This window comes from Microbacterium sp. NPDC058269, assembly GCF_042881445.1.
Lineage (GTDB): Bacteria > Actinomycetota > Actinomycetes > Actinomycetales > Microbacteriaceae > Microbacterium.
In genome coordinates this window covers 1350069-1371462 of the sequence record NZ_JBHVXT010000001.1, presented here as the reverse complement: position 1 = coordinate 1371462, position 21394 = coordinate 1350069, and the positions used below count along the sequence as shown (strand labels likewise).

General features: G+C 68.5%; 21 protein-coding genes. 12 read left to right on the top strand and 9 right to left on the bottom strand.

Features of this window, described 5'->3' with window-relative positions; translation table 11 throughout:
• Positions 1 to 25 precede the first annotated feature (25 nt).
• The 5 genes from ACFVWL_RS06805 (at position 26) to ACFVWL_RS06785 (ending at position 5817) form a co-directional block, all read left to right on the top strand.
• On the top strand, positions 26 to 1537 hold the full coding sequence (locus ACFVWL_RS06805) for a methyltransferase (RefSeq protein WP_387180179.1): 1512 nt from the start codon (positions 26 to 28) through the stop codon (positions 1535 to 1537).
• 28 nt (positions 1538 to 1565) lie between these two features.
• A complete protein-coding gene (locus ACFVWL_RS06800; RefSeq protein WP_387180177.1) occupies positions 1566 to 2621 on the top strand; it encodes an LLM class flavin-dependent oxidoreductase in 1056 nt (351 codons plus the stop codon).
• 100 nt (positions 2622 to 2721) lie between these two features.
• Positions 2722 to 3372: a dihydrofolate reductase family protein gene (locus ACFVWL_RS06795; protein ID WP_387180174.1), complete on the top strand. Its 651-nt coding sequence runs from the start codon at positions 2722 to 2724 to the stop codon at positions 3370 to 3372.
• Between the two features lie 33 nt (positions 3373 to 3405).
• Positions 3406 to 3828, top strand: coding sequence for a GNAT family acetyltransferase (locus ACFVWL_RS06790; RefSeq protein WP_387180172.1), 423 nt, complete (start codon positions 3406 to 3408; stop codon positions 3826 to 3828).
• A gap of 51 nt (positions 3829 to 3879) precedes the next feature.
• Positions 3880 to 5817, top strand: coding sequence for a collagen binding domain-containing protein (locus tag ACFVWL_RS06785; RefSeq protein WP_387180169.1), 1938 nt, complete (start codon positions 3880 to 3882; stop codon positions 5815 to 5817).
• 18 nt (positions 5818 to 5835) lie between these two features.
• On the opposite strand, the gene ACFVWL_RS06780 is transcribed toward ACFVWL_RS06785, so the two are convergent.
• Positions 5836 to 7602 (bottom strand): alkaline phosphatase family protein, encoded by a 1767-nt coding sequence (locus tag ACFVWL_RS06780; protein WP_387180167.1) that lies wholly within the window; start codon positions 7600 to 7602, stop codon positions 5836 to 5838.
• A 118-nt stretch (positions 7603 to 7720) separates the two neighbouring features.
• Positions 7721 to 10264 carry a fibronectin type III domain-containing protein gene (locus ACFVWL_RS06775; protein ID WP_387180164.1) on the bottom strand — a complete coding sequence of 848 codons (2544 nt, stop codon included), beginning with the start codon at positions 10262 to 10264 and terminating at the stop codon, positions 7721 to 7723.
• Between the two features lie 149 nt (positions 10265 to 10413).
• Between ACFVWL_RS06775 and ACFVWL_RS06770 the strand changes: the two genes are divergently transcribed.
• Complete coding sequence (locus ACFVWL_RS06770; RefSeq protein ID WP_387180161.1) at positions 10414 to 11841, top strand: CCA tRNA nucleotidyltransferase; 1428 nt, start codon at positions 10414 to 10416, stop codon at positions 11839 to 11841.
• A 6-nt stretch (positions 11842 to 11847) separates the two neighbouring features.
• Here the strand turns inward: ACFVWL_RS06770 and ACFVWL_RS06765 are convergent, their stop codons facing one another.
• From ACFVWL_RS06765 to ACFVWL_RS06755, 3 genes are all read right to left on the bottom strand, one after another.
• On the bottom strand, positions 11848 to 12240 hold the full coding sequence (locus tag ACFVWL_RS06765; RefSeq protein ID WP_387180158.1) for a PIN domain-containing protein: 393 nt from the start codon (positions 12238 to 12240) through the stop codon (positions 11848 to 11850).
• Positions 12227 to 12574: a hypothetical protein gene (locus tag ACFVWL_RS06760; RefSeq protein ID WP_387180157.1), complete on the bottom strand. Its 348-nt coding sequence runs from the start codon at positions 12572 to 12574 to the stop codon at positions 12227 to 12229. The genes ACFVWL_RS06765 and ACFVWL_RS06760 overlap by 14 nt, the downstream gene beginning before the upstream one ends.
• Before the next feature lie 64 nt (positions 12575 to 12638).
• On the bottom strand, positions 12639 to 13205 hold the full coding sequence (locus ACFVWL_RS06755) for a dihydrofolate reductase family protein (RefSeq protein WP_387180153.1): 567 nt from the start codon (positions 13203 to 13205) through the stop codon (positions 12639 to 12641).
• A 70-nt stretch (positions 13206 to 13275) separates the two neighbouring features.
• On the opposite strand from ACFVWL_RS06755, the gene ACFVWL_RS06750 reads away from it, so the two are divergent.
• The 6 genes from ACFVWL_RS06750 to ACFVWL_RS06725 all read left to right on the top strand — a co-directional run bounded on the left by ACFVWL_RS06750 (position 13276) and on the right by ACFVWL_RS06725 (position 17966).
• The gene (locus ACFVWL_RS06750) at positions 13276 to 13842 is read left to right on the top strand and encodes a TetR/AcrR family transcriptional regulator (protein ID WP_387180150.1); all 567 of its coding nucleotides are present in this window, start codon (positions 13276 to 13278) and stop codon (positions 13840 to 13842) included.
• Positions 13843 to 13918: 76 nt separating this feature from the next.
• The gene (locus tag ACFVWL_RS06745; RefSeq protein WP_387180147.1) at positions 13919 to 15250 is read left to right on the top strand and encodes a transcriptional regulator; all 1332 of its coding nucleotides are present in this window, start codon (positions 13919 to 13921) and stop codon (positions 15248 to 15250) included.
• 106 nt (positions 15251 to 15356) lie between these two features.
• Positions 15357 to 16907 carry an aldehyde dehydrogenase family protein gene (locus ACFVWL_RS06740; RefSeq protein WP_387180144.1) on the top strand — a complete coding sequence of 517 codons (1551 nt, stop codon included), beginning with the start codon at positions 15357 to 15359 and terminating at the stop codon, positions 16905 to 16907.
• A 66-nt stretch (positions 16908 to 16973) separates the two neighbouring features.
• Positions 16974 to 17372, top strand: coding sequence for a DUF779 domain-containing protein (locus tag ACFVWL_RS06735; protein WP_387180141.1), 399 nt, complete (start codon positions 16974 to 16976; stop codon positions 17370 to 17372).
• 43 nt (positions 17373 to 17415) lie between these two features.
• A complete protein-coding gene (locus ACFVWL_RS06730; protein WP_387180139.1) occupies positions 17416 to 17691 on the top strand; it encodes a type II toxin-antitoxin system Phd/YefM family antitoxin in 276 nt (91 codons plus the stop codon).
• Complete coding sequence (locus tag ACFVWL_RS06725; protein WP_387180136.1) at positions 17688 to 17966, top strand: type II toxin-antitoxin system RelE/ParE family toxin; 279 nt, start codon at positions 17688 to 17690, stop codon at positions 17964 to 17966. Before ACFVWL_RS06730 ends, ACFVWL_RS06725 begins: the two co-directional genes overlap by 4 nt.
• A gap of 31 nt (positions 17967 to 17997) precedes the next feature.
• Here ACFVWL_RS06725 and ACFVWL_RS06720 read toward each other — a convergent pair whose 3' ends face one another.
• The 4 genes from ACFVWL_RS06720 to ACFVWL_RS06705 are packed head-to-tail and all read right to left on the bottom strand — an operon-like array spanning position 17998 to position 21363.
• Positions 17998 to 18753, bottom strand: a complete 756-nt coding sequence (locus ACFVWL_RS06720) for an ABC transporter ATP-binding protein (protein WP_387180133.1) — start codon at positions 18751 to 18753, stop codon at positions 17998 to 18000.
• Positions 18750 to 19547: an ATP-binding cassette domain-containing protein gene (locus ACFVWL_RS06715; protein ID WP_387180130.1), complete on the bottom strand. Its 798-nt coding sequence runs from the start codon at positions 19545 to 19547 to the stop codon at positions 18750 to 18752. Before ACFVWL_RS06715 ends, ACFVWL_RS06720 begins: the two co-directional genes overlap by 4 nt.
• On the bottom strand, positions 19544 to 20404 hold the full coding sequence (locus tag ACFVWL_RS06710; protein ID WP_387180127.1) for an ABC transporter permease: 861 nt from the start codon (positions 20402 to 20404) through the stop codon (positions 19544 to 19546). Before ACFVWL_RS06710 ends, ACFVWL_RS06715 begins: the two co-directional genes overlap by 4 nt.
• Complete coding sequence (locus ACFVWL_RS06705; protein ID WP_387180124.1) at positions 20401 to 21363, bottom strand: ABC transporter permease; 963 nt, start codon at positions 21361 to 21363, stop codon at positions 20401 to 20403. Before ACFVWL_RS06705 ends, ACFVWL_RS06710 begins: the two co-directional genes overlap by 4 nt.
• Positions 21364 to 21394 lie beyond the last annotated feature (31 nt).

Below are 21394 nucleotides of genomic sequence, written 5' to 3'. Positions count from 1 at the left end.
AAGGAGAACCCTGAAGACGCGTAGAGTGACGGCCGTGTCCGACACCCCCGCACCCCACCCAGACCCGCTTCTCAGCGCCGCACTCGCGACTGATCTCGACGCCGCCGACCTGCGTTCGACCCCCCTTCGTCGGCTGTGGGGCGAGGAGGCCGACGACGCTCTCGCCCGGGGGATGCGAGAGCCGATCCTGCGGGCGATCGCCGAGGATTCGGGTGTGCTGGCAACACTCGGGCGTCTGCTCGTGCTGGGCATGCCGCAGCCGCGGGTGGCGGTCGCCGCCGCGCTGCCGAACCTCGGAGTGGACGGCATCGTGGCGCTCGGCCTCGCGACGGCCGATGCCGACACCGTGACCCCCGCCGCCTTGCTGCGCCCGCAGTCTTTCGTGGATGCGGACGGCGTCGGGGAGTGGTGGATCGCCAGCGATCTCGATGAGGTGGCTCTCGACGGTCCTCTTCCCGCCGACCATGTGCTCGGCGTCGGCGGGGCATCGCGCACGCTCGCTGAGACGATCGTCCCGATCCAGGTCGAACGTGCCCTCGACCTGGGCACCGGCTGCGGCATCCAGGCGCTCCTCGTCGCTCGTCGAGCCGGCGCTGTGGTCGCGACCGACATCTCGATGCGGGCCCTGGCATTCGCCGAGCTCAATGCCCGGATCAACGGGGTGTCCAACATCGAGTTCCGGCACGGGAGCATGTTCGAGCCCGTCGCGGGGGAGGCCTTCGACCTGATCGTCTCCAACCCTCCTTTCGTCATCACTCCGCGGGTGGATGGCGTTCCCGCATACGAGTACCGCGACGGCGGACTGGTGGGCGATGCTCTCGTCGAGCAGTTCGTGCGGAGCGCGCCCGCGTATCTGACGCATAACGGCATCGCACAGCTGCTCGGCAACTGGGAGTCGAGGGCGGGGGTCGCCGGCCTCGCACGTCTCGAAGCCTGGGTGCCGAGCGAGCTCGACCTCTGGGTGATCGAGCGTGAGGAGCTGTCGCCGCTGGGCTACGCGGAGCTGTGGATCCGCGACGGCGGCACGACCCCGCGCGACTCGGCCTTCACGCCGCTGCTCACCGCCTGGCTCGACGACTTCGCCGCCCGGGGTGTGACGTCGATCGGCTTCGGATACGTGCTGATGCGCCGGGGTGTGTCGGGCATGCCGCTTCGTCGTACGGAGAGGATCGCCCAACAGGTCTCGAACGTCGGCGCCGCTCTGGGCTCGGGCCTGGCTGCGCATGATGCCCTTGCCGCGGGGGTTCCGGCGACCCTGGTGACGGCGCCCGATGTCACCGAGGCCCGGCACCTGCTCCCGGGCAACGACGACCCGAGCGTCATCGAACTCCGACAGGGCGGTGGATTCGCCCGCACGGTGAACGTGGACCCCGCGCTCGCCGGGTTCGTCGGAGCGTGCGACGGTGAACTCACCGTGATGCAGATCGTCTCGGCCCTGGCCGACCTCTTCGAGGTGCCGCTTCCTGATCTCTGGGCCGAGCTCGAGCCGCGCATCCGTTCACTCGTGCTCGACGGCATCCTGGTGCCGGGGGAATAGCTGCGGGATGCATGCGTTGGAATAGATCATGAAGGCTTTCGGATTCCTCTCCTTCGGGCACTATGCGGATGTGCCCGGCTCAGCGACCCGCACGGCGGGGGACATGCTGAAGCAGACCATCGAGATCGCCGAGGGCGCAGACGAGATCGGTGTCAACGGCGCCTACGTGCGCGTGCACCACTGGGCGCGTCAGGCGGCCTCGCCGATGCCCCTGCTGACAGCTATGGCCGCGCGTACGAAGCGCATCGAGGTCGGCACCGGCGTGATCGACATGCGCTATGAGAACCCGTTCCAGTTCGCCGAAGAAGCAGCCGCGCTCGATCTGATCTCCGACGGTCGCATCGCGCTCGGCGTGAGCCGTGGTTCACCCGAGACGGCTCTGCGCGGATACGAGACGTTCGGCTATGTCGACGAGGAGGACACCGAGCGCGGCAGCGTCATCGCCCGTGAGAAGTTCGACCTGTTCCTGCGTGCGATCGACGGTGAGGGAATCGCACCAGGAGACCCGCGAATGGTGGGGGCGGGGCGCTACCTCGCGATCGAGCCGCAGTCGCCGACCCTCCGCGATCACATCTGGTGGGGTTCGGGATCGCGCCCGACGGCGATCGAGACGGGTCGCAAGGGCCTCAACATGATGAGCTCGACCCTCGTCACCGAGGCCACCGGCCAGCCGTTCCACGAGCTGCAGCGCGAGCAGATCGACCTCTTCCGCTCGGCGTACAAGGAGGCCGGACACACCGGCACCCCCCGCGTCTCGGTGAGTCGGAGCGTGTTCCCGCTCGTGTCCGACATGGACCGTGCGTACTTCGGCCTGCGCAGCGAGGAGAACGCCGATCAGATCGGCATCATCGACGGGTTCCGTTCCACGTTCGGCAAGACCTACGCCGCAGAGCCCGACGTGCTGATCGAGCAGCTCCGACAGGACGAGGCGGTGATGGCCGCCGACACCCTGATGCTGACGATCCCGAACCAGCTCGGACCGGACTACAACCTGCACGTGCTGGAGTCGTTCGCGAAGCATGTGGCCCCGGCGCTGGGGTGGAAGCCGAACACGGAAGGGCCCGTTCAGGGCGATCCCGTCTGACCGGAACCCTCGTGCTTGACAAGGCATCGTGGAACGCTGACGCTGGGTGACGGCGCGTCGATGGAGGCGCCGTCACCCCGTGCAGCTCCGGAGGCAAGTCATGACCCGTGTTCGCGTCGACCTCAACATCTCGCTCGATGGCTTCGCCACCACGACCGACCAGACTCCCGAGAACCCCTTCGGCGAGGACTGGGGGCGGTTGACGGCCGCGTACACGGCGACGCGCACCTTCCACGAGCGCGTCTTCCACGACACGAGCGGGGCGGGCACCACGGGGGTCGACGAGAAGTACGCCTCCCACTACTTCGAGAACATCGGCGCGGAGATCATGGGGGCCGGGATGTTCGGGCTCCACGCGCACCCGGACGACCCCGACTGGCGCGGCTGGTGGGGGGAGGAGCCGCCCTTCCACGCGCCGGTCTTCGTGCTCACGCACACCCCGCGTCCGTCGATCGAGTTCGCCAACGGCACGAGCTTCCACTTCCTCTCGGCCGCGCCCGAGGAGGCGCTCCGCACGGCGGTCGCCGCTGCGGACGGACGCGACGTGCGCATCGGAGGCGGGGCGACGACGGTTCGCGAGTATCTTCGCGCCGGACTCGTCGATGACCTGCACGTCGGCATCACGCCGATCCTGATCGGTAGCGGGCTTCGCCTCTGGGACGACCTGCGCGGCCTGGAGTCTGGGTACCGCGTCACCTCGGAGGTCGCCGAGTCCGGCGTCACGCACATCACGTTCTCGCGCGAGAGTTGATCGGGGCCTACCCCGATCTGGAAGGCTGGACGGATGCGAATCCGACCGTTCCAGCCTGAAGACACCGATGCTGTCGTCGCCCTGTGGGAGGCGGCAGGGCTCACGAGAGCGTGGAACGACCCGCGGAAGGACATCGCTCGGAAGCTGACGGTGCAGCCGGAGCTCTTCGTCGTGGCGGAGGACGAGACGGGGCGCATCCTCGGCGCCGTCATGGCCGGCTACGACGGGCATCGCGGGTGGATGAACTACCTCGCCACGCAGCTCGATTCCCGCGGACTCGGAGTGGGTCGGGAACTCGTTGCCCACGTCGAGGCCGGCCTGCGCGATCTGGGCTGCCCGAAGGTGAATCTGCAGGTGCGTGCGGGCAACGCGCAGGTGGTCGACTTCTACCGCCGGCTCGGCTACGAGATCGACGACACGGTGGACCTCGGCAAGAGGCTCATCGCCGACGTGTAGCCGCGAAGAATTCACTTCTCCGACGATCCGGTATACCAGTACTCTGACCGCATGCGTTTTCGCCGCAACGGGATCATCACCGGAGCCATCGTGCTCGTCGCCGTGCTCGTGGGAGCCATCCCCGCCGCAGCCGCAGTGACATCGTGGGCCACGTGGGCGCCACTCGCAGGAACGGGCGGTGCCTACACGACGACCGTGCAGGTGGCGCCGAAACCCGCACTCACCGCCACCATGACCAGCGACTCCCGCGCGGGGCAGGTCGGCGTGATCTCCGGTACATCGACGTGGCTGTCCGAGGGCACGCCGATCGGTGCCGAGTACGGCTCCAGCAGGGATCAGCCGTACCTGAACCTGCGTCCCAAGGCCGACAACGCCACGAGCCCGTCGACGACGACCTACTCGTTCGCCGCACCCACCCCGACGTCGGGGTGGGCATTCGCGCTGGGCGACATCGACTCCGACAGTGTGCGCATCCACGCCGTCGCGCCGGACGGGCATGTGCTCACGGCGGCGGAGATCGGTCTCCGAGACCGCTTCAACTACTGCGCTCCCGCCGTCGTGGGAAAGCCCGCGTGCACCGGATCTGCAGACGACGTGCCGACCTGGGATGCCGCGACCCTCACCCTCACCGGCAACGCGGCGGCCGCCGACACGAACGGCTCCGCAGCGTGGTTCGAGCCCTCGACCCCCATCAGCTCCCTCAGCTTCATCTTCACGCGCCGGTCGGGCCTCCCCGTCTACCAGACCTGGTTCGTCTCGGCCGCGAACGACATCCGAGGCACCGTCTCCGACGTGGTCAGCGGGCCCCTGGACGGCGTCGCCCTGACGCTCACCGACGGCAACGGCTCGATCGTCGGCAGGACGACCACTGCTCCGGACGGCACGTATTCGTTCCCGGGATTCATCGCCACGGATGGGTACCGCGTGAGCGTGACGGCACCCGACGACAAGATCGCGGTCGGCCAGACCACGACCCCGGTCAACCTCAGCGGCGGCAATGCCGAGGGGGTCGACTTCACGGTGCGCGACATCATCCCCTCACCCGTCACCGGGCTGGTGGTCGATGGGGACGGCAACCCCATCGCCGATGTCGCGGTCACGATCGGCGGACAGACGACGACGACCGACGCCGACGGACGGTATCTGTTCGACATGGTCCTGGACGGGCCGCAGGAGGCGAGCATCGTCGTCCCGACCGGGTATACCCTCGCCACCGCCCCGCTTGATTTCGTGGTTCCCGCAGACAACGAGGATCTGATCACCCTCGCCGACTTCGTCATCAAGGCGAACCCGAGCCTGAGTGGCGCCGTCCGGTGGAACGGAAGCGGGGTGCCCGGCGTCACGGTCACCGCCGTGCTGCAGGGTGGGGGCACGCTCACGACCGTGACCGGAGCGGACGGCGGATACACGTTCCCGCGCCTGCCTGCCGGCGGCTACACGGTGACGATGACGACGCCCGAGGGGTATGTTGCCACATCTCCCGTCAGCCGCACCGAACCCGTCGCGGGAACGGACGTCACGGGCGTGGACTTCGACCTCGCGCGGCTGGGGGCCATCGACGGCACGGTGCGTACCGACGGCGGCGCACCCGTCGGGGGTGTGGTGATCGACGTGAACGGCCCCGGCGGCCCCCTGCAGCTCGCGACCGACGCCGACGGCACCTATGGTCTCGGCAACCTCGCTCTGGGAACCTACGAGCTGATCGTGCGCTCGCCGACCGGCAGCAGTGTGGTCGGCGCGGGGACCCGCACCGTCGTGATCTCCGCTCTCGGCGAGTCCATCGAAGGGCAGGACTTCACTCTCGCGGCGACCGTCGTCCCGCCGTCGCCGTCGCCGGATCCGTCGGCGGCGAGCGGGAACGGCAGCGGACGGCTGCCGGCAACGGGGCTCGGACCGGAGACGCTCGCCTGGGCGGCCGGCGGCGCGGTCGTCGTCATCGTCGGGGCGGCACTCCTGATCGTCGCCCGACGTCGCTCCGAGCGGAAGTAATCCGCGCGCGTATCGAGGTCAGCCGCCGTTCGGGGGCCCGAACAGCTCCTCGCCGTGTTCGTGCAGGAGCTTGTAGGCGTCGGCGAAGGTCTCCGGTTCCGGCTCGCCCGGCTTGCCGTACCGGGCGAGGAGCAGACCGAGCAGGCCGCGCGCGGGCGGCGTGAGCGGCTTCATCTGATCCTTCTCGCCCGGCTGCGGCGCCGTGTCCTCCGGGTTCGGCGGCGTGTAGGCCGGGGTGGTCACCGGCCAGTCGGACGGATGTCGCGGCTTGTCGAGGTTCACGACGTTGAGCAGCGTGTTGGCGGACTGATCGCGGTCGTTGAGGGGCTTCAACCCGTGCAGACGCGAGAGGGTCGCGGTCACGGACCCGTGATGCATCTCGTCGTGGATGATGCTGCCGCGCTTCGTATAGGCCGACACGGCGATGGCCGGCACCCGGCATCCGAGTCGATCGAACGTGAAGCCCATCTCGCCCGGCCCGGTATCGGGGGTGGGCTTCGTCACGGACGGGGGCGGCACGTGGTCATAGCACCCTCCGTGTTCGTCGAAGGTGATGAGCAGCAGGGTGTTGACGGCGTTGGATCCCTTCGGGGATGCGCTCGTGCGCACCGCCTCGTAGATGTCGTGGATGAGCCGGTCCCCGGCCCGCACGTCCGAGATCGCGCTGTCGAACACGGCCTCGCCGTCGACCTCGCTCTCACGCGGCGATCCGAACGGGGGATGGAAGTCGTTGTGGTCGTAGACCCTCCGCGGCTCGATGAAGGCGTACGCGGGGAGCTTCCCGTCCTTAGCCTCGGCGTAGAAGTCCTCCATCGTGCCGAAGTGGTCGGTGCGCCAGTACTTCTCCAGCACCGCCGCATGCAGCATGCCGGTGAAGGAGACGAGCTGGAGCTTGTCGATGTAGATCTTCCAGCTCACCTTCTTATCCTCGAGCCGGTTGAAGACCGTGGGTGCGGCCGGTGCATCCAGCCACTTCCGGTAGCCGCCGCCGGCCTGGTTGGTCACGAAGCCGTGAGACGTGGAGGCGTGGAAGAACGAACGGTTGCAGAAGGTCTGCGAGGGGACGCCGGCGTACCAGTGGTCGAACACCGCGAACTCGGAGGCGAGCGTCGACAGCACGGGCAGCATCTCGGGGGAGAACGACCCCATGATGTGCGCGGCTTCCTCAGGGCGGGGATCCACGCCCTTGCGCAGGCGTCGGAAGTTGATGATGTAGTCCTCGAGGAACCCCGACATCGTGGCCTTCTCGCCGTGCGTCGGGGCGTTGAACGGCGCGGTCATCTCATCGACGAAGAGGTCGGCGTTCGTCTTCGGATCGACCGTGCCGAAGATCTGCGTGTTGACGTGCGGGTACTCCTCGCCCGGATCCGGGTCGGGAAGGCTCATGATGCGGTCGGTGTCGCCCTCATACACATGCGCGTCGACGACCGTGCCATCAGACGCGGTATTGCTGTATGAGCCGAAGTCCAGTCCTTCGAAGGTCTCGCCCGCCGGCAGGTTCTCCTTCGAGTACAGGTACCCGAGCAGGTTGTCGAAGGAGCGGTTCTCGCCCATCACGACGACGAGGTGGTCGAAGCCGGGCTCGCTGCGCGGGGTGAGCGCGGCGAACGGGTCGGGGTCGGCCGCGAATCCGTCACGTCCGCTGCCGGCGACCGACGCTCCGATAGCCGCACCGCCGACACCACCGACCACCGCGCCGGCGAGGGCGGCACCACCCACCTTGAAGAAGCCTCGGCGGGAGGCGTCCCGGGGAGCGTCGGGGGAGGGGGAGTCTTCTTCGGCCATGCCGCGATCCTACGACTGCGCCGCGGTTCGCGCCCTGCACGGCTCCGGAGATCGCGGACGAGGTACCGCGAAAGAGGGCGCCGCCCGGGCCGAAGCCCGGACGACGCCCTCCTTCGGACTACTCCGCCTCGGTCGTCTCCACCGTGGCGTGCTGACGTCGGCGCCGCATCGCGAACAGGCCGAGACCGGCTGCGAGGAGCACGACGGCTGCGACGATGTACGGCACGCTGTCCGCACCCGTGGTCGCGAGATCGCCCCCGGCAGAGCCACCGTTGCCCGGCGCCACCGCTCCGCCGCCTGCTGCCGCGACGGTGAGCGAGGCGGTGACCTCGGTGCCGTCGGGGAGGATCACGGCGAGCGTGTGCGCGCCGGCCGGGGTGTTCGCCGGGATCGTGACCGTGCGCTGGAAGGAGCCGTCCGCACCCACGGTCGCCGTGCCCAGCTGCACCGGGTCGGACCGCAGCTCGAGCCGCAGCTGCGCGCCCTCGGCGAAGCCGCTGCCCGACACCGTGACCGTGCCGCCGGCTTTCACGGATGCCGCGCCGAGCTCGACCTTTGCCGGAACCTCGGGCTCGGGAGTGACCGGAGGAGTGACGCCGGCCTCGGTGACCCACTTCTCGCCGGCATCCGACTTCGTCACGGTGAACGTGTCGTACACGGCACCGACGGGGAGGTCGGTCGTGGCGCCCGGCTGCTTCTCCGCGAGGTAGGAGCGGTAGACGAGCTGGTTCTTCGAGACGTCGATGACCTGGTAGGTGGTCACGCCCTGGCCACGGAGCACCTGGGTGGCGCCGTTGTTGGTCCAGACGTTCTTCTCCGCAGTCTCGAGGTCGTAGTGCTTCGCGCCCGAGTTCGACACGACGTAGACCGGGCCGGTGGTGAGGCCGGGGGTCTCGGTGGCATCGGTGTTCACGTAGCCGCGGGCGTACGTGTGGTCGTGGCCCATGAGCACCAGATCGATGTCGTTGCGCTGGAAGACCGGCAGCCACTCGGCGCGCAGCACCGGCTCGTCGCGGCCTTCGGATGTCGAGAACACCGGCTGGTGGAACGTGACGACGTTCCACTTCGACGGGCTGTTCTGCAGCAGCAGGTCGAGCCACGCGCCCTGGAAGCGGGTCCAGAGCAGGCCGATCTGCGCGGAGGGGCACTCTGCTCCGGTGCAGGACGGGAGCCCGGCCGGCGTGAGGAACGTCGTGTCGCGCGTCGCGTTCAGGGTGATGAAGCGCACCCCCTGGTAGTCGGTGTAGTACGCGGTTTCTGCGGCGAACGAGCTCCAGTGGTCGAAGAACGCGCGGTACTGCTGCGCGACGGCGGAGTCGCCCTTGGCGAGGTCGGCCAGTTCGCCGATCGAGCTCGTCGACGGGTTGTTGTGCGGGTACTCGAAAGCGGCCTTCCATGCGGTGAGCAGCTTGTCGCCGGAGTACTCGTGGTTGCCGGGGGCGGCCATCACGTTGGTGCGGACGGCCGAGTCCTTCATGCCCTTGAACCAGTTGACCCACTCGTTCTCGTTGCTCGACGTGTTGATCAGGTCACCCGCGTGCACGGAGCCGATCGACCGGGGCGCGGCGGCTTCTGCCTGCTTCACGACGCTCGGCCACGTGGTGTCGAGTCCGATCTGCGCGTCGCCGTAGTAGATGAACTGGAAGTCGGTCGCCGAAGGATCAGCGGTGCGGAAGGTGAACCAGTCGCTCCAGCTGCCGGGCAGGCCCACGCGGTAGCGGTACTCGGTGGCTGCCGTGAGGCCGGTGACGGTGGCCGAGAAGTGCTTGTTCGGGTTCCCGTTCACGACTCCGGCGTCATACGCGTCGATCGCGCGGGTCTCGCCGCCGGCGGACGGGGTGATCTCGACCTGTCCGACCGTGTGCGAGGCGTCACCGGCGAGCCAGGAGAACGCCTGCGAGACGGCGGGCTGCTCGGTCGGGGTGAGGATGACACGTGTCGGCGGCGCGACGACGGGGGTGCCGGGGGCGGATGCCTTGACGAGGGTCAGTGATGACATGTCGAAGAAGATGTCGGAGCTGGTCTCCCGGTCCTGGAACAGCGAGACGGCGATGGTGTTCGTGCCGTCGTGCAGCAGATCGCCCTCGGCGCTGAACGTGCTCGTGAGCGGGTCGCCGCCACTGTCGCCCGCATATTCGACGTTCGTGGTGTCGGTGATGCGGCCGTCGACGTATCGGGCGACCTCGACGCCGTTGAGCCAGACGATGATCGCGTCGTCGTACGTGATGGTGCTCTGCAGGGCGGCGACCTGTTCGGCCACGCCCGTCTCGAGCTCGAACGTCGTGCGGAAGAAGTAGGTGGGCACGGTCGGGGCTGCCGTGCCGTCGAGGTAGTGGTTCAGAAGGGTCTTGGGCGTTTGCGGGCCGACGGGAGCCAACTTTCCACCCTTGGCGCCGAAGGATCCGGTCGCGGACTTCCAGGCGCTGTCGTCGTACGCGGGCAGCGTCCACTCGCGCAGAGCTGCGGGAGCGGGAGACGGGTCGGATCCGTCGTCGAGGTAGCGCCACGTCGTGTCGCCGGTGATCAGCGACCCGGTCGGCACTTCGGGGTCGAGAGCGGCGAGGGCCGCGGGGGCGACGACAGCGCCGCCGAGCAGGGCGAGGAGCGCGACGGATGTGAGTCCGCGACGCCGCCACCGCACCGCAGGGGTGGGGGAGGTCATGTCTGTCCTTTTGGGGGTGGGTTTTCCGTGCTCAGCCGCACGGGGCCCCTCCACCCCATCGAAGGCGGATGACCGGGGGCTGGCCTCCGGGCGACCGGGAGGTGAACGGTGCAGATGCCGGGTGCACCCACCCCGGTACGCTGGAAACCATGCTCAACATGGCTGACGGCCTCGCCCGTCTCGGTGCGCTCGCCGAGAATCCGGTCGTCCGCACCCTCGCGACGGCGTTCGAGGATGCCGGTTTCGACCTGGCCGTGGTCGGCGGACCGGTACGCGACGCGCTGCTCGGCCGTGCGACGCATGACCTCGACTTCACGACGAACGCCTCGCCCGATGACATCCTCAAGATCGTCACGCCACTCTCGACCGCGCAGTGGGACATCGGCCGTGCGTTCGGCACGATCGGTGCCCGCGTGCAGGGTGAGCAGGTCGAGATCACGACCTATCGCGCCGACAGCTACGACGGTGTGACCCGCAAGCCCACGGTCGAGTTCGGCGACACGATCGACGGCGACCTCGTGCGCCGCGACTTCACCGTCAACTCCATGGCCCTGCTGGTGCCGTCCGTGAAGCTCGTCGACCCGACCGGAGGCGTCGAAGACTTGGTCGCCGGCGTACTGCGCACACCCGCTGATCCGCGGGTCTCGTTCGGCGACGACCCGTTGCGGATGCTGCGTGCGGCCCGTTTCAGCGCTCAGCTCGGCTTCCGTGTGGAAGAGGCCACCTCTGACGCGATCACCGAGCTGCGCGAGACGCTGAAGATCGTGAGCCCCGAGCGTATCCAGTCCGAGCTCGTGCGCCTCATGCAGACGGACGACCCGGTGCGCGGTATCCGTGTGCTGGTCGACACCGGGCTGATCGACGAGTTCCTCCCGGAGGTCACCGACCTGCGCCTCGAAGTCGACGAGCACCACCACCATAAGGACGTGTACGAGCACTCGCTCACCGTGCTCGCCCAGGCGATCGAGCTCGAGCACGCCCGGCACCCCGGCGCCGCGCCCGACGTGCCGCTGCGCATCGCCGCGCTGCTGCACGACATCGGCAAGCCGCGCACCCGCAAGCTCGAGGCGGGGGGCGTGGTCACGTTCCACCACCACGATGTGGTCGGCTCGCGGATGGCGCGCAAGCGTCTGCAGGCGCTGCGATTCGACACCGACACCACCGATGCCGTCGCGACCCTGATCGAGCTGCACCTGCGCTTCTTCGGCTATGCCGAGGGGGCGTGGACGGATGCTGCCGTGCGCCGCTACGTGCGCGACGCCGGCGACCTGCTCGAGCGCCTGCACATCCTCACCCGTGCCGACGTGACCACCCGCAACAAGCGCAAGGCCGGCCGCCTGGCGAGCGCCTACGACGACATCGAGTCGCGCATCGCCGCGTTGCGCGAGCAGGAGGAGCTCGACTCCATCCGTCCGGAGATCGACGGCAACCGCATCCAGCAGGTGCTGGGCATCACTCCGGGGCGCGAGGTGGGCGAGGCCTACAAGTTCCTGCTCGACCTGCGTCTGGATGAGGGAGTGCTGGGCCCGGAGGTCGCTGAACAGCGGCTGCGCGAGTGGTGGGCCGCGCGGAGCTGAACAGCCTCAGCGCCGTTCGGGGACGATGATCTCGACCCGGTCGGCCACGAGCTCGAAGCCCTTCGGGTTGAAAGTGAGGAAGGCGGCTCCGAGTGCGTAGGCGTGGCCGGCCAGCATGATGTCGGTGCTCCGAGCGTGGGCGGGAAGCTTGGTTGCGACATGCGCCGCCAGCGTGGCATAGGAGTCGGCGGCGGTGGTGTCGAACGGGAGCCAGCCGGACGAGAACATGGTGGTGACGCGAGCGAGATCGGTCTGACGCTCTCGGCGGACTGCAGGTGTGCTCGCACGCTCGACGCCGAACCGGAGCTCCGCAAAGGAGAGTGCGCTCAGAGCGACGTCGTCACGAGGAAGGCGCACTTCTCGGATCCGGATCAGCACGTTCGTGTCAAGCAGGAGCATCGTCGCCCCAAGGGTCCCGGATGGTCCCGTCGAACAGCGGGTTCCTCCGATCGGCCTCCACCTCAGCCGCCCATTCCTCCCGCATCCTGTCTTGCTCCGGAGTCGAAGGGTTCGCCTCGATCCAGGCCATGATCTCGCTCGACGGGACGGACCAGCGTCGATGTTGCGGAATCCGCTGCGTGAGGTCGGCCTCGATCCCGCTCGCGTCGTTCTCCGCCAAGCGGGTCAGCACATCGCGCACCTCGGCCTCCATCGAGCGGGAGTTTCTCCGGGCACGCTCCTTCCACGCGACGACGACGTCGTCGCTGAGATTCCGGATGGTCACGGTCGCCATGTCTCGCCTCCTGACAGCAGAATGCAAGCATCGCCTCTTGCGCCCATCTACCCCTCGTGCCCATCTACCCCTCGCGGCGCTCCAGCTCGGTGAACACGACGCCGCTGTCGTAGGCGACGGTCTCGACGACGTCGAACCGTTCCGGACGGTAGGGGCGGTCGCCGAACAGCGGGATACCCGACCCGAACAGCAGAGGCTGTCGCTTGAGGACGAGCCGATCGATCTCGTCTGCGAGCGTCGCGGCCAGAGCGCCGCCGCCGCAGAGCCAGATCGCGGCGCCGTCCTCCTGCTTGAGGCGGCGCACCACGGCGACCGGATCTTCGGCTGTGACCTCCAGGCTCTCGGCCTCCGCGGACCTCGTTCGACTGAACACGATCTGCCGGAGGTGCGCATATGGACTGGGCAGGCCGCCCACCTGGTAGGTGTTCCACCCCATCAGCACGGTGTCGAACACCTCGCGCTTCTGTTCGATGCCGAGTGCTTCGGCGGCGACGGTGGGGAGGGTGTCGGCGAATCGCCGGTTGATGCCCGCCATGTGGTCGCCCTCGACGAGGAACGCGTCGAATTCGCCGTTCGGGCCGGCGATGTAGCCGTCGAGCGTGACGGCGGCGTAGTACACGAGCTCTCGCATGATTCTCCAATCACTACAGATGTAGCAGTTACAGTACAACAGGCGTAGTGATTGCGCTAGTGTTCTTCCCATGGTCAAGAACGACTCCCGGCGGCGGGCGATCGCGGACGCGGGACTCACGGTGCTCGCACGTGAAGGGTCGAGGGGTCTCACACACCGCGCGGTCGATGTCGCTGCGCAGGTCCCCACCGGCACGACATCGAACTACTTCCGCAGCCGTGATGCGCTGCTCGAAGGACTCGTCGAGCGGATCGGAGAGCGCCTCGCACCCACGCCCGACGACCTGGAGCGCCGGGCGACGGCCGCGCCCGGACCGGCTCTGTTCGCCGACTACATCCGCGACATCGTGCGGCGGCTGACCGAGGACAAGGACGTGACTCTCGCGCTGTTCGAGCTGCGACTCGAGGGCGGTCGGCGCCCCGAGGTCGCGGCCGTGCTCGGCGCCTGGCAGCGGGCCGGCTTCGATGGCGACGTCGCCTTCAACACCGCCGCGGGGCTCCCGGGTGGGCGTCGTGAGATCGCCCTGTTCCACTACGCGATCGACGGACTGCTGCTCGACCGGCTCACCACGCCGATCGATCCGGAGACCTCCACCGACGAGGTGATCGACGACCTGGTCGCCGGGCTCATCCGCTGACGCGGTGAGGTGTTCCCTCGGGGGCGCGCTGCTCGTACACTGAGGCAACGCACGCTCTCGACGATCGGAGACCGCTGTGTCTGCGCCGTGGCAGGTATCCCGCGAGTCCCTTCCCCCGACATCGCGACTCCTCATCGAGCGTGCGCACGAGGAACTGCTCGCCGGCAACCTCGACGACCGGCGTCTGCAAGAGGTGCGCCCCCTCGTCCGCGAGTCGTGGGAGAGGTCGTGGCGCGGCCGCGTCGGTCCTGAAGGCGCCCCACCGCTCGAGCTGGTCAGCGACGAGCTCGAGGCCTATCGTCTCGCGCATCCGCTCGCCTCGGTGATGGAAATGATCCGTGCCCTGCTGCTTCCTGGCGAGGCGGAGGACACGGGAGTGATCATCGCGGTCGGCGACCAGGCCGGACGCCTGCTCTGGATCGAGGGCGACGATCAGCTGCGCTCACTCACCGACGGCATGGGCTTCGTCGCCGGTGCGAACTGGTCGGAGGACGCCGTCGGGACGAGCGCCCCCGGAACCGCACTCGCTCTCGGCCAGTCGGTGCAGATCCGCGGCGCGGAGCACTACAACCGCCTCGTGCATCCGTGGTCGTGCACCGCAGCTCCCGTGCGCGACCCCGAGACGCAACGTGTGCTCGGAGTCATCGACATCACGGGAGGTCCGGAGGTCGTCTCGCTGCAGGCGCGGCTGCTGGTCGACGCGACGGCCCGTGCGGTCGAGTCGGAGCTGATGGTCGCGCGCCTGCGCAAGCGGAGCGAGGAACCCAAACCCCGGTCCACCGCGGCGAAGGGACGCACGCCGGGCACCGCCCGCGCGACCCTGCATGTGCTCGGCCGCGATCGGGCACGGCTGGAGACCGAGTCGGCCCATGACGAGTCGATGATCGAACTCAGTGCCCGCCACGCGGCCATCCTGCTGATGCTCGCCGTGCACCGCCAGGGGCTCTCGGCCGAACGACTCTGCGAGCTCGTCTACGGTCCCGGTGTCTCGCCCGACACGCTCCGACCGGAGATGGTTCGCCTGCGCAAGGTTCTCGAACGCACGGCTCCCGACCTCGTGCCCGAGTCCCGTCCGTATCGCCTTCCCGTCGCCCTCGACACGGATGCGCAGGACGTGCTGTCGCTGCTCGATCGCGGTGCCCATCGGGTGGCGCTCACCGCCTATCGGGGCCCGGTGCTGCCCGAGTCGACGTCGCCCGGCGTCGAGGAGTTCCGCGAGTCGGTGCGGGCAGCGCTCCGCGAAGCCATGCTGTCCGAGGCGAGTCTCGACGTGCTGCTCTCCTACGCCGAGATCCCCGAGGGGCAGGGCGACGCCGAAGCCCTCCGCCTCGCGCTGGAGATGCTCCCCGCCCGCTCGCCCAAGCGGGCAGGGCTGGTCACGCGCATCGAGCGTCTCGAGGGTGCCTGAGCTCTGCAACCGAGCGCAACGTTGCGCATCCGGGCGCAACCCCGTGCGACCTACCTTCGGAGAACAGCCGCTGCACCGAGGCGCGGCCCCGTCGAAGGAGACCCCCATGAGCATCGTCGAAGAAGACGTGTCCCTCGCCTACGCGGCCCCGGGCCGGCCGGGCACCCTCGCGAACTACCGCCCGCGCTACGGCCACTACATCGGCGGCGAGTTCGTCGAACCCGTGAAGGGCCAGTACTTCGAGAACGTCAGCCCGGTGAACGGCAAGCCCTTCACCGAGGTCGGCCGCGGCACCAGCGAAGACATCGACCGGGCCGTCGAGGTCGCGTGGAAGGCGTTCGCGGGGTGGGGCAAGACCAGCCCGGCAGAGCGCTCAGTGATCCTGAACAGGATCGCCGACCGCATCGAACAGCACCTCGAGGAGATCGCGGTCGCCGAGACGTGGGAGAACGGCAAGCCGGTGCGCGAGACCCTCGCCGCCGACATCCCCCTCGCCGTCGACCACTTCCGGTACTTCGCCGGCGTCCTGCGCGCTCAGGAGGGCGGCATCAGCCAGCTCGACGAGAACACCGTCGCGTACCACTTCCATGAACCGCTGGGTGTGGTCGGCCAGATCATCCCCTGGAACTTCCCGATCCTGATGGCGGTGTGGAAGCTGGCGCCCGCGCTCGCCGCAGGCAACTGCGTCGTCATCAAGCCGGCCGAGCAGACTCCGGCATCCCTGCTCTTCCTGTTCGACATCATCGGCGACCTGCTGCCGGCCGGCGTCGTGAACATCGTCAACGGCTTCGGCATCGAGGCGGGCGCTCCGCTCGCGCAGCACAAGCGCATCCGCAAGGTCGCCTTCACCGGTGAGACCACGACCGGACGCCTGATCATGCAGTACGCGTCGCAGAACCTGATCCCGGTCACGCTCGAACTCGGAGGCAAGAGCCCCAACGTCTTCTTCGAAGACGTCGCGCGTTCGACCAGCGACCCGTTCTACGACAAGGCGCTCGAAGGGTTCACGATGTTCGCGCTGAATCAGGGTGAGGTCTGCACCTGCCCGTCGCGTGCACTCATCCAGCGCTCGATCTACGACGGCTTCCTCGCCGACGGGCTGGAGCGGGTCGCGAAGGTCGTGCAGGGCAACCCGCTCGACCCTGCGACCATGATCGGCGCGCAGGCGTCGAACGACCAGCTGGAGAAGATCCTCAGCTACATCGACATCGGCAAACAGGGCGGGGCGCGACTGCTGACCGGGGGTGAACGAGTCGACCTCGGCGGGGATCTCAGTGAGGGTTTCTACGTCGCCCCGACCGTCTTCGAGGGCACGAACGACATGCGCATCTTCCAGGAGGAGATCTTCGGCCCGGTGCTGTCGGTCACGTCGTTCGACGGTTTCGACGACGCGATCTCGATCGCGAACGACACCCTCTACGGACTCGGCGCGGGTGTGTGGAGCCGCAGCGGCGACACGGCCTATCGTGCAGGGCGGGCGATCGAGGCCGGACGCGTCTGGACCAACACGTATCACCAGTACCCCGCGCACGCGGCATTCGGCGGATACAAGCAGTCCGGCGTCGGGCGCGAGAACCACAAGATGATGCTCGACCACTACCAGCAGACGAAGAACCTCCTCGTGTCCTACGCGGAAGGCCCGATGGGCTTCTTCTGAGTTCGATCCCGGGCGGGCGCTGCTCCCTCAGCGTCCGCCCGGCTCCATCCCCGGAAGGCGGCAGTCATGGTCAGCATCGGTACCTACCAGCGGGTGGGCGTGACGGATGCGGCGGCATCACTCGTGCGTGAGCTGACCGCGCAGCACGGACCGCTCATGTTCCACCAGTCCGGGGGCTGCTGCGACGGCTCTTCCCCCATGTGCTATCCGATCGGGATGTTCATCACGGGGCCGGGCGACGTGCTGCTCGGCGCGCTCGACGTCGGGCTCGCGCAGTCGGTCGAGGTCTTCATGTCGGAGTCTCAGTTCGAGTACTGGAAGTACACGCATCTCACGATCGACGTCGTGCCGGGGCGCGGTGCCGGGTTCAGCGTCGAGGGGCCTACCGGCATGCGCTTCCTGATCCGGTCGCGGATGCTGAACGAGGCTGAGCTCGCGTACTTCGGGTTGGCGACTCCGCCCTGAATTCAGGCTACCTAGAGGCCAGAAAACAGGCTAGAATTTTGCTATGCAGAGCGTACCGCTGAGTGAGGCCAAGGACCGCCTGTCACGTCTCGTCGACCAGGTCGAGCGAGAGCACGAGACGATCGAGATTACCCGTCACGGGCGTGGGGCCGCAGTGCTGGTGAGCAAGGATGCGTTGGATTCTCTGTACGAGACCCTGTTCTGGCTCTCCCAGCCGGGAACGCGCGAGGACGTCGACGCCGCGCGCCTTCAGTCGGCAGCCGGTGATCTGCGCAGCGCAGAGGACACCATGTCACGATACGGAGTTCGACCGCGGTGACCTGGAACGTTTGGTTTGCGGACTCGGCATGGCGGGACCTTGATCGGCTACCGCAGAAGATCGCAACGGCGATCGTGGAGTTCGCCGTTCACACGTTGCCGGACAACCCGCTTCGTATGAGCAAGCCCCTGCAGGGCGACTTCGAAGGACTCCGGTCGGCGCGTCGTGGCGACTACCGCGTGCTGTTCTTCCTTGAGGATCCTGATCGTCTGATCGTCGTTCGTGCTCGGCACCGACGTGACGCATATCGGCCGCCTGCACCCGACATGGATTGACTCGGCCGTCTCCGTCGGGGTGTACGCCGTGTCAGTGCGGCAGCCGCGGCACCGCGTCGACCAAGGCCCGCGTGTAGGGGTCCTGGGGGTCGTGCAGCACGGCAGAGGTAGCCCCCTGCTCGACGACGCGTCCGTTCTGGAGCACGACCGTACGGTCGCAGGCTGAGGCGATCGCGGTCAGGTCGTGCGACACCATCACGAGCGAGAGGCCGTTCTCGCGGCGCAGTCGGTCGAGCAGCTCGAGCACCTGCACGCGGGTGGTGACATCGAGGGCGCTGACCGGTTCGTCGGCGAGCAGCACCCGGGGACGGGAGACCACGGCCCGCGCGATGGCGATGCGCTGACGCTGTCCTCCGGAGAACTCGTGCGGGTACCGGCGTGCGGTGTCGGCGGGAAGCCCCACGGAGTCGAGGGCTTCCGCGATGCGGCGCTGCGCGTCGGCGCCGGATGCCAGCCCCAGTGAGCGGAGCGGTTCGCCGACGATCCGATCGATGCGCTGGCGCGGGTCGAGCGACGAGTACGGATCCTGGAACACTGGCTGCACGCTCGCGCGGAAGCGACGCATCTGCGCGCGGTCGCGCAGTGCGAGCGGTGCATCCTCGAACAGCACCTGGCCATCGCGCGGGGCGGCGAGTCCGAGCAGCAGTCGCAGGATCGTCGACTTGCCTGCGCCCGATTCTCCGACGAGGCCGAGCGAGTCGCCCTCGTCGATGCTCAGCGACACGTCGTCGAGCACGCGGTGTGACCCATAGGCGAAGCCGGCGCCGCGCAGTTCGAGCAGTGTCATCGTCCGTCCTCCCCGGCGTCGAGGAATGCATCGAGTGCACGGGCGCTGTCGACCAGCATCCGTGTGTACGGCTCCGCAGGCGTCTGCAGCACCTGCGTCACGGAGCCCGCTTCGACGACGAGTCCGTCGCGCAGCACGACGATGCGCTCGACCATGCGCGAGACGACGGCCAGATCGTGGCTGATGAACAGCAGCGCCATGCCGCGCTCGTCGACGAGGCGCTCGATCAGGGCGAGTACGCCGTCCTGCACCGTCACATCCAGTGCAGTCGTCGGCTCGTCTGCGATGAGCAGCTGTGGGCGGGCTGCCAGGGCGATGGCGATGGCCACCCGCTGGCGCTGACCACCCGAGAGCTCGTACGGGTAGGCGCGTGCGATGCGGGCGTCGGACAGCGCGACCTCGTCGAGAGCAGCCGCCACCGCAGAACGCAGTTCCGCGCCACGCAGCCCGAGGTGGCGGCGCAGCGGTTCGGCGATCTGACGCCCCACCCGCATCAGCGGATCGAGCGCGGTGAGGGGCTCCTGGAACACGATCTGCGCGACGGGTCCGCGCAGTGGGCGCAGATCGGCATCTCGAGCGCCGATGACCTGGTGGCCGTCGAGCAGCACCGATCCCGATGCGCTGAGCGCATCCGGCAGCAGCCCGGTCACCGCCAGCGAAGTCAGAGACTTGCCCGAACCGGACTCACCGATCAGCCCCAGTCGCTCACCGGGAGCGAGCGCGAACGACACGTCACGTACGAGCGCGCCAGTGCCGGAGCGCACCGTGAGGCCGGAGACGTCGAGAATGCTCATCGGCTCCTCCTGCGGGTCGGGTCGGCAAGATCGCGCAGACCGTCGGCGAGGAAGTTCACACCGAGCACGAGCGCGATGATCGCGACACCGGGAGCGATCGCGCCGACCGGTGCGACAAGCACAGTGCCCTGCGCCTCCTGCAGCATCCGCCCCCATGACGCGTTGGGCGGTGGAGCCCCCAGCCCGAGGTACGACAGGCTCGCCTCGGCCAGCACGGCGGCGCCGAACTGTAGCGCGAGGCTCACGGCGAGCGTGGGGGCGATGTTCGGCAGCACGTGTTGGAACACGATTCCGAGCACGCCGGTGCCGCTCGTGCGCGCGGCGGTGATGTACTGCTCCTGCAGCACGCGCCGCGCGAGGATGCGGGTGAGACGTGCCACGACCGCCGACATCGCGAGTCCGATCGCGAGCACCGCCGACCACAGGGATGCGCCCTGCACGGCGACGACCAGCATCGCGAGCAGCAGCACGGGGAAGGCGATGACGACGTCGAGTCCCGCCGAGAGCGTGTCGTCGACCCAGGGGCGGGCGAACGCGGCGAGGAGCCCGACGATCGTGCCGAGGAGCGCGGCGATCGCGACGGCGCAGGTGCCGACGATGAGGGCGATCCGTGCGCCCCACATCAGCTGCGAGAACAGGTCGCGCCCGAGTCGATCGGTGCCGAGCAGGTGCAGGGCGCTGGGCCCCTCGAGGCGACTGCCGCTGGTGTCGGCGAGCGGGTAGGGCAGCCAGAACAGAGAGACCAGGGCCATCAGCACGATGAGACCGGTGAGCACGATCCCGATCAGGAGGGTCGCCTTCGGACGCCGGCGCACGGGTACCGATCCGGTGATCAGCTGTTCGGCGACGCGGCTCATCGGTTCCCCGAGACGCTCGTGCGCAGGCGCGGGTCGATCAGGCGCTGCACGATGTCGGCGGCGAACCCGACCAGCAGCACGAAGAGGGTGCTGACGACGAGGACGCCCTGGATGACCTGGAAGTCATGCTGCTCGATGGCCGACAGCAACAGGCTGCCGAGCCCGGGAAGTGTGAAGACGCTCTCGACGACCACCGCGCCCAGCAGCGTGGTGGACAGCTCGATACCGAGGATCGCGACGACGGGCACCGCGCCGTTGCGCACACCGTGCCGGAGCAGGGCCTCACCCATGCCGGATCCTCCCGCGCGGGCGGTGCGCAGATAGTCGCTGCCCAGCACGTCGAGGGTGGCCGAGCGGACGTAGCGGCTCAGGGAAGCGCTCATGACGATCACGATCGTGAGCACCGGAAGCGCGAGCGAGCGCAGCGCGTCGGCCGGATCCTCCCAGTCGTCTCGAGGGAAGCCGCCGGACGGCAGCAGACCCAGCCCGAGCGCGAAGACCCAGACGAGCACGACGCCGACCCAGAACACGGGAACCGCGACACCGAGCTGCGCAAACCCCGAGAGCGCGATGCCGTACCAGCGGTCGGACTTCACGGCCGCGGTGATGCCGATCGCGAGCGAGACGAGCAGTGCGATGGTGAAGGCGATGAGCGTGAGCGGAAGCGTCACGGCGAGGCGATCGGCGATGTCGGGTCCGACGGGACGGGAGCTCAGGAAGGACTCGCCGAGGTCGAATCGGAGCAGCTGTGCCGCCCACGTCGTGAACTGCTGCAGCAGAGGCTGGTCGGAGCCGACCTGGGCGCGCGCGGCGTCGATCTGCTCCGGGGTGGCGTTCACCGAGAGCAGTGCATTGGCCGGGTCGCCGGGAAGCAGTCGCAGCAGCACGAAGATCGCGACCATCGCGACGACGAGCGAGACCGCGAGGAAGGCGAGGCGGCGCAGGAGATAGGCGAGCATGGCTTCTCAGGATGACGTGGGGGATGCCGAC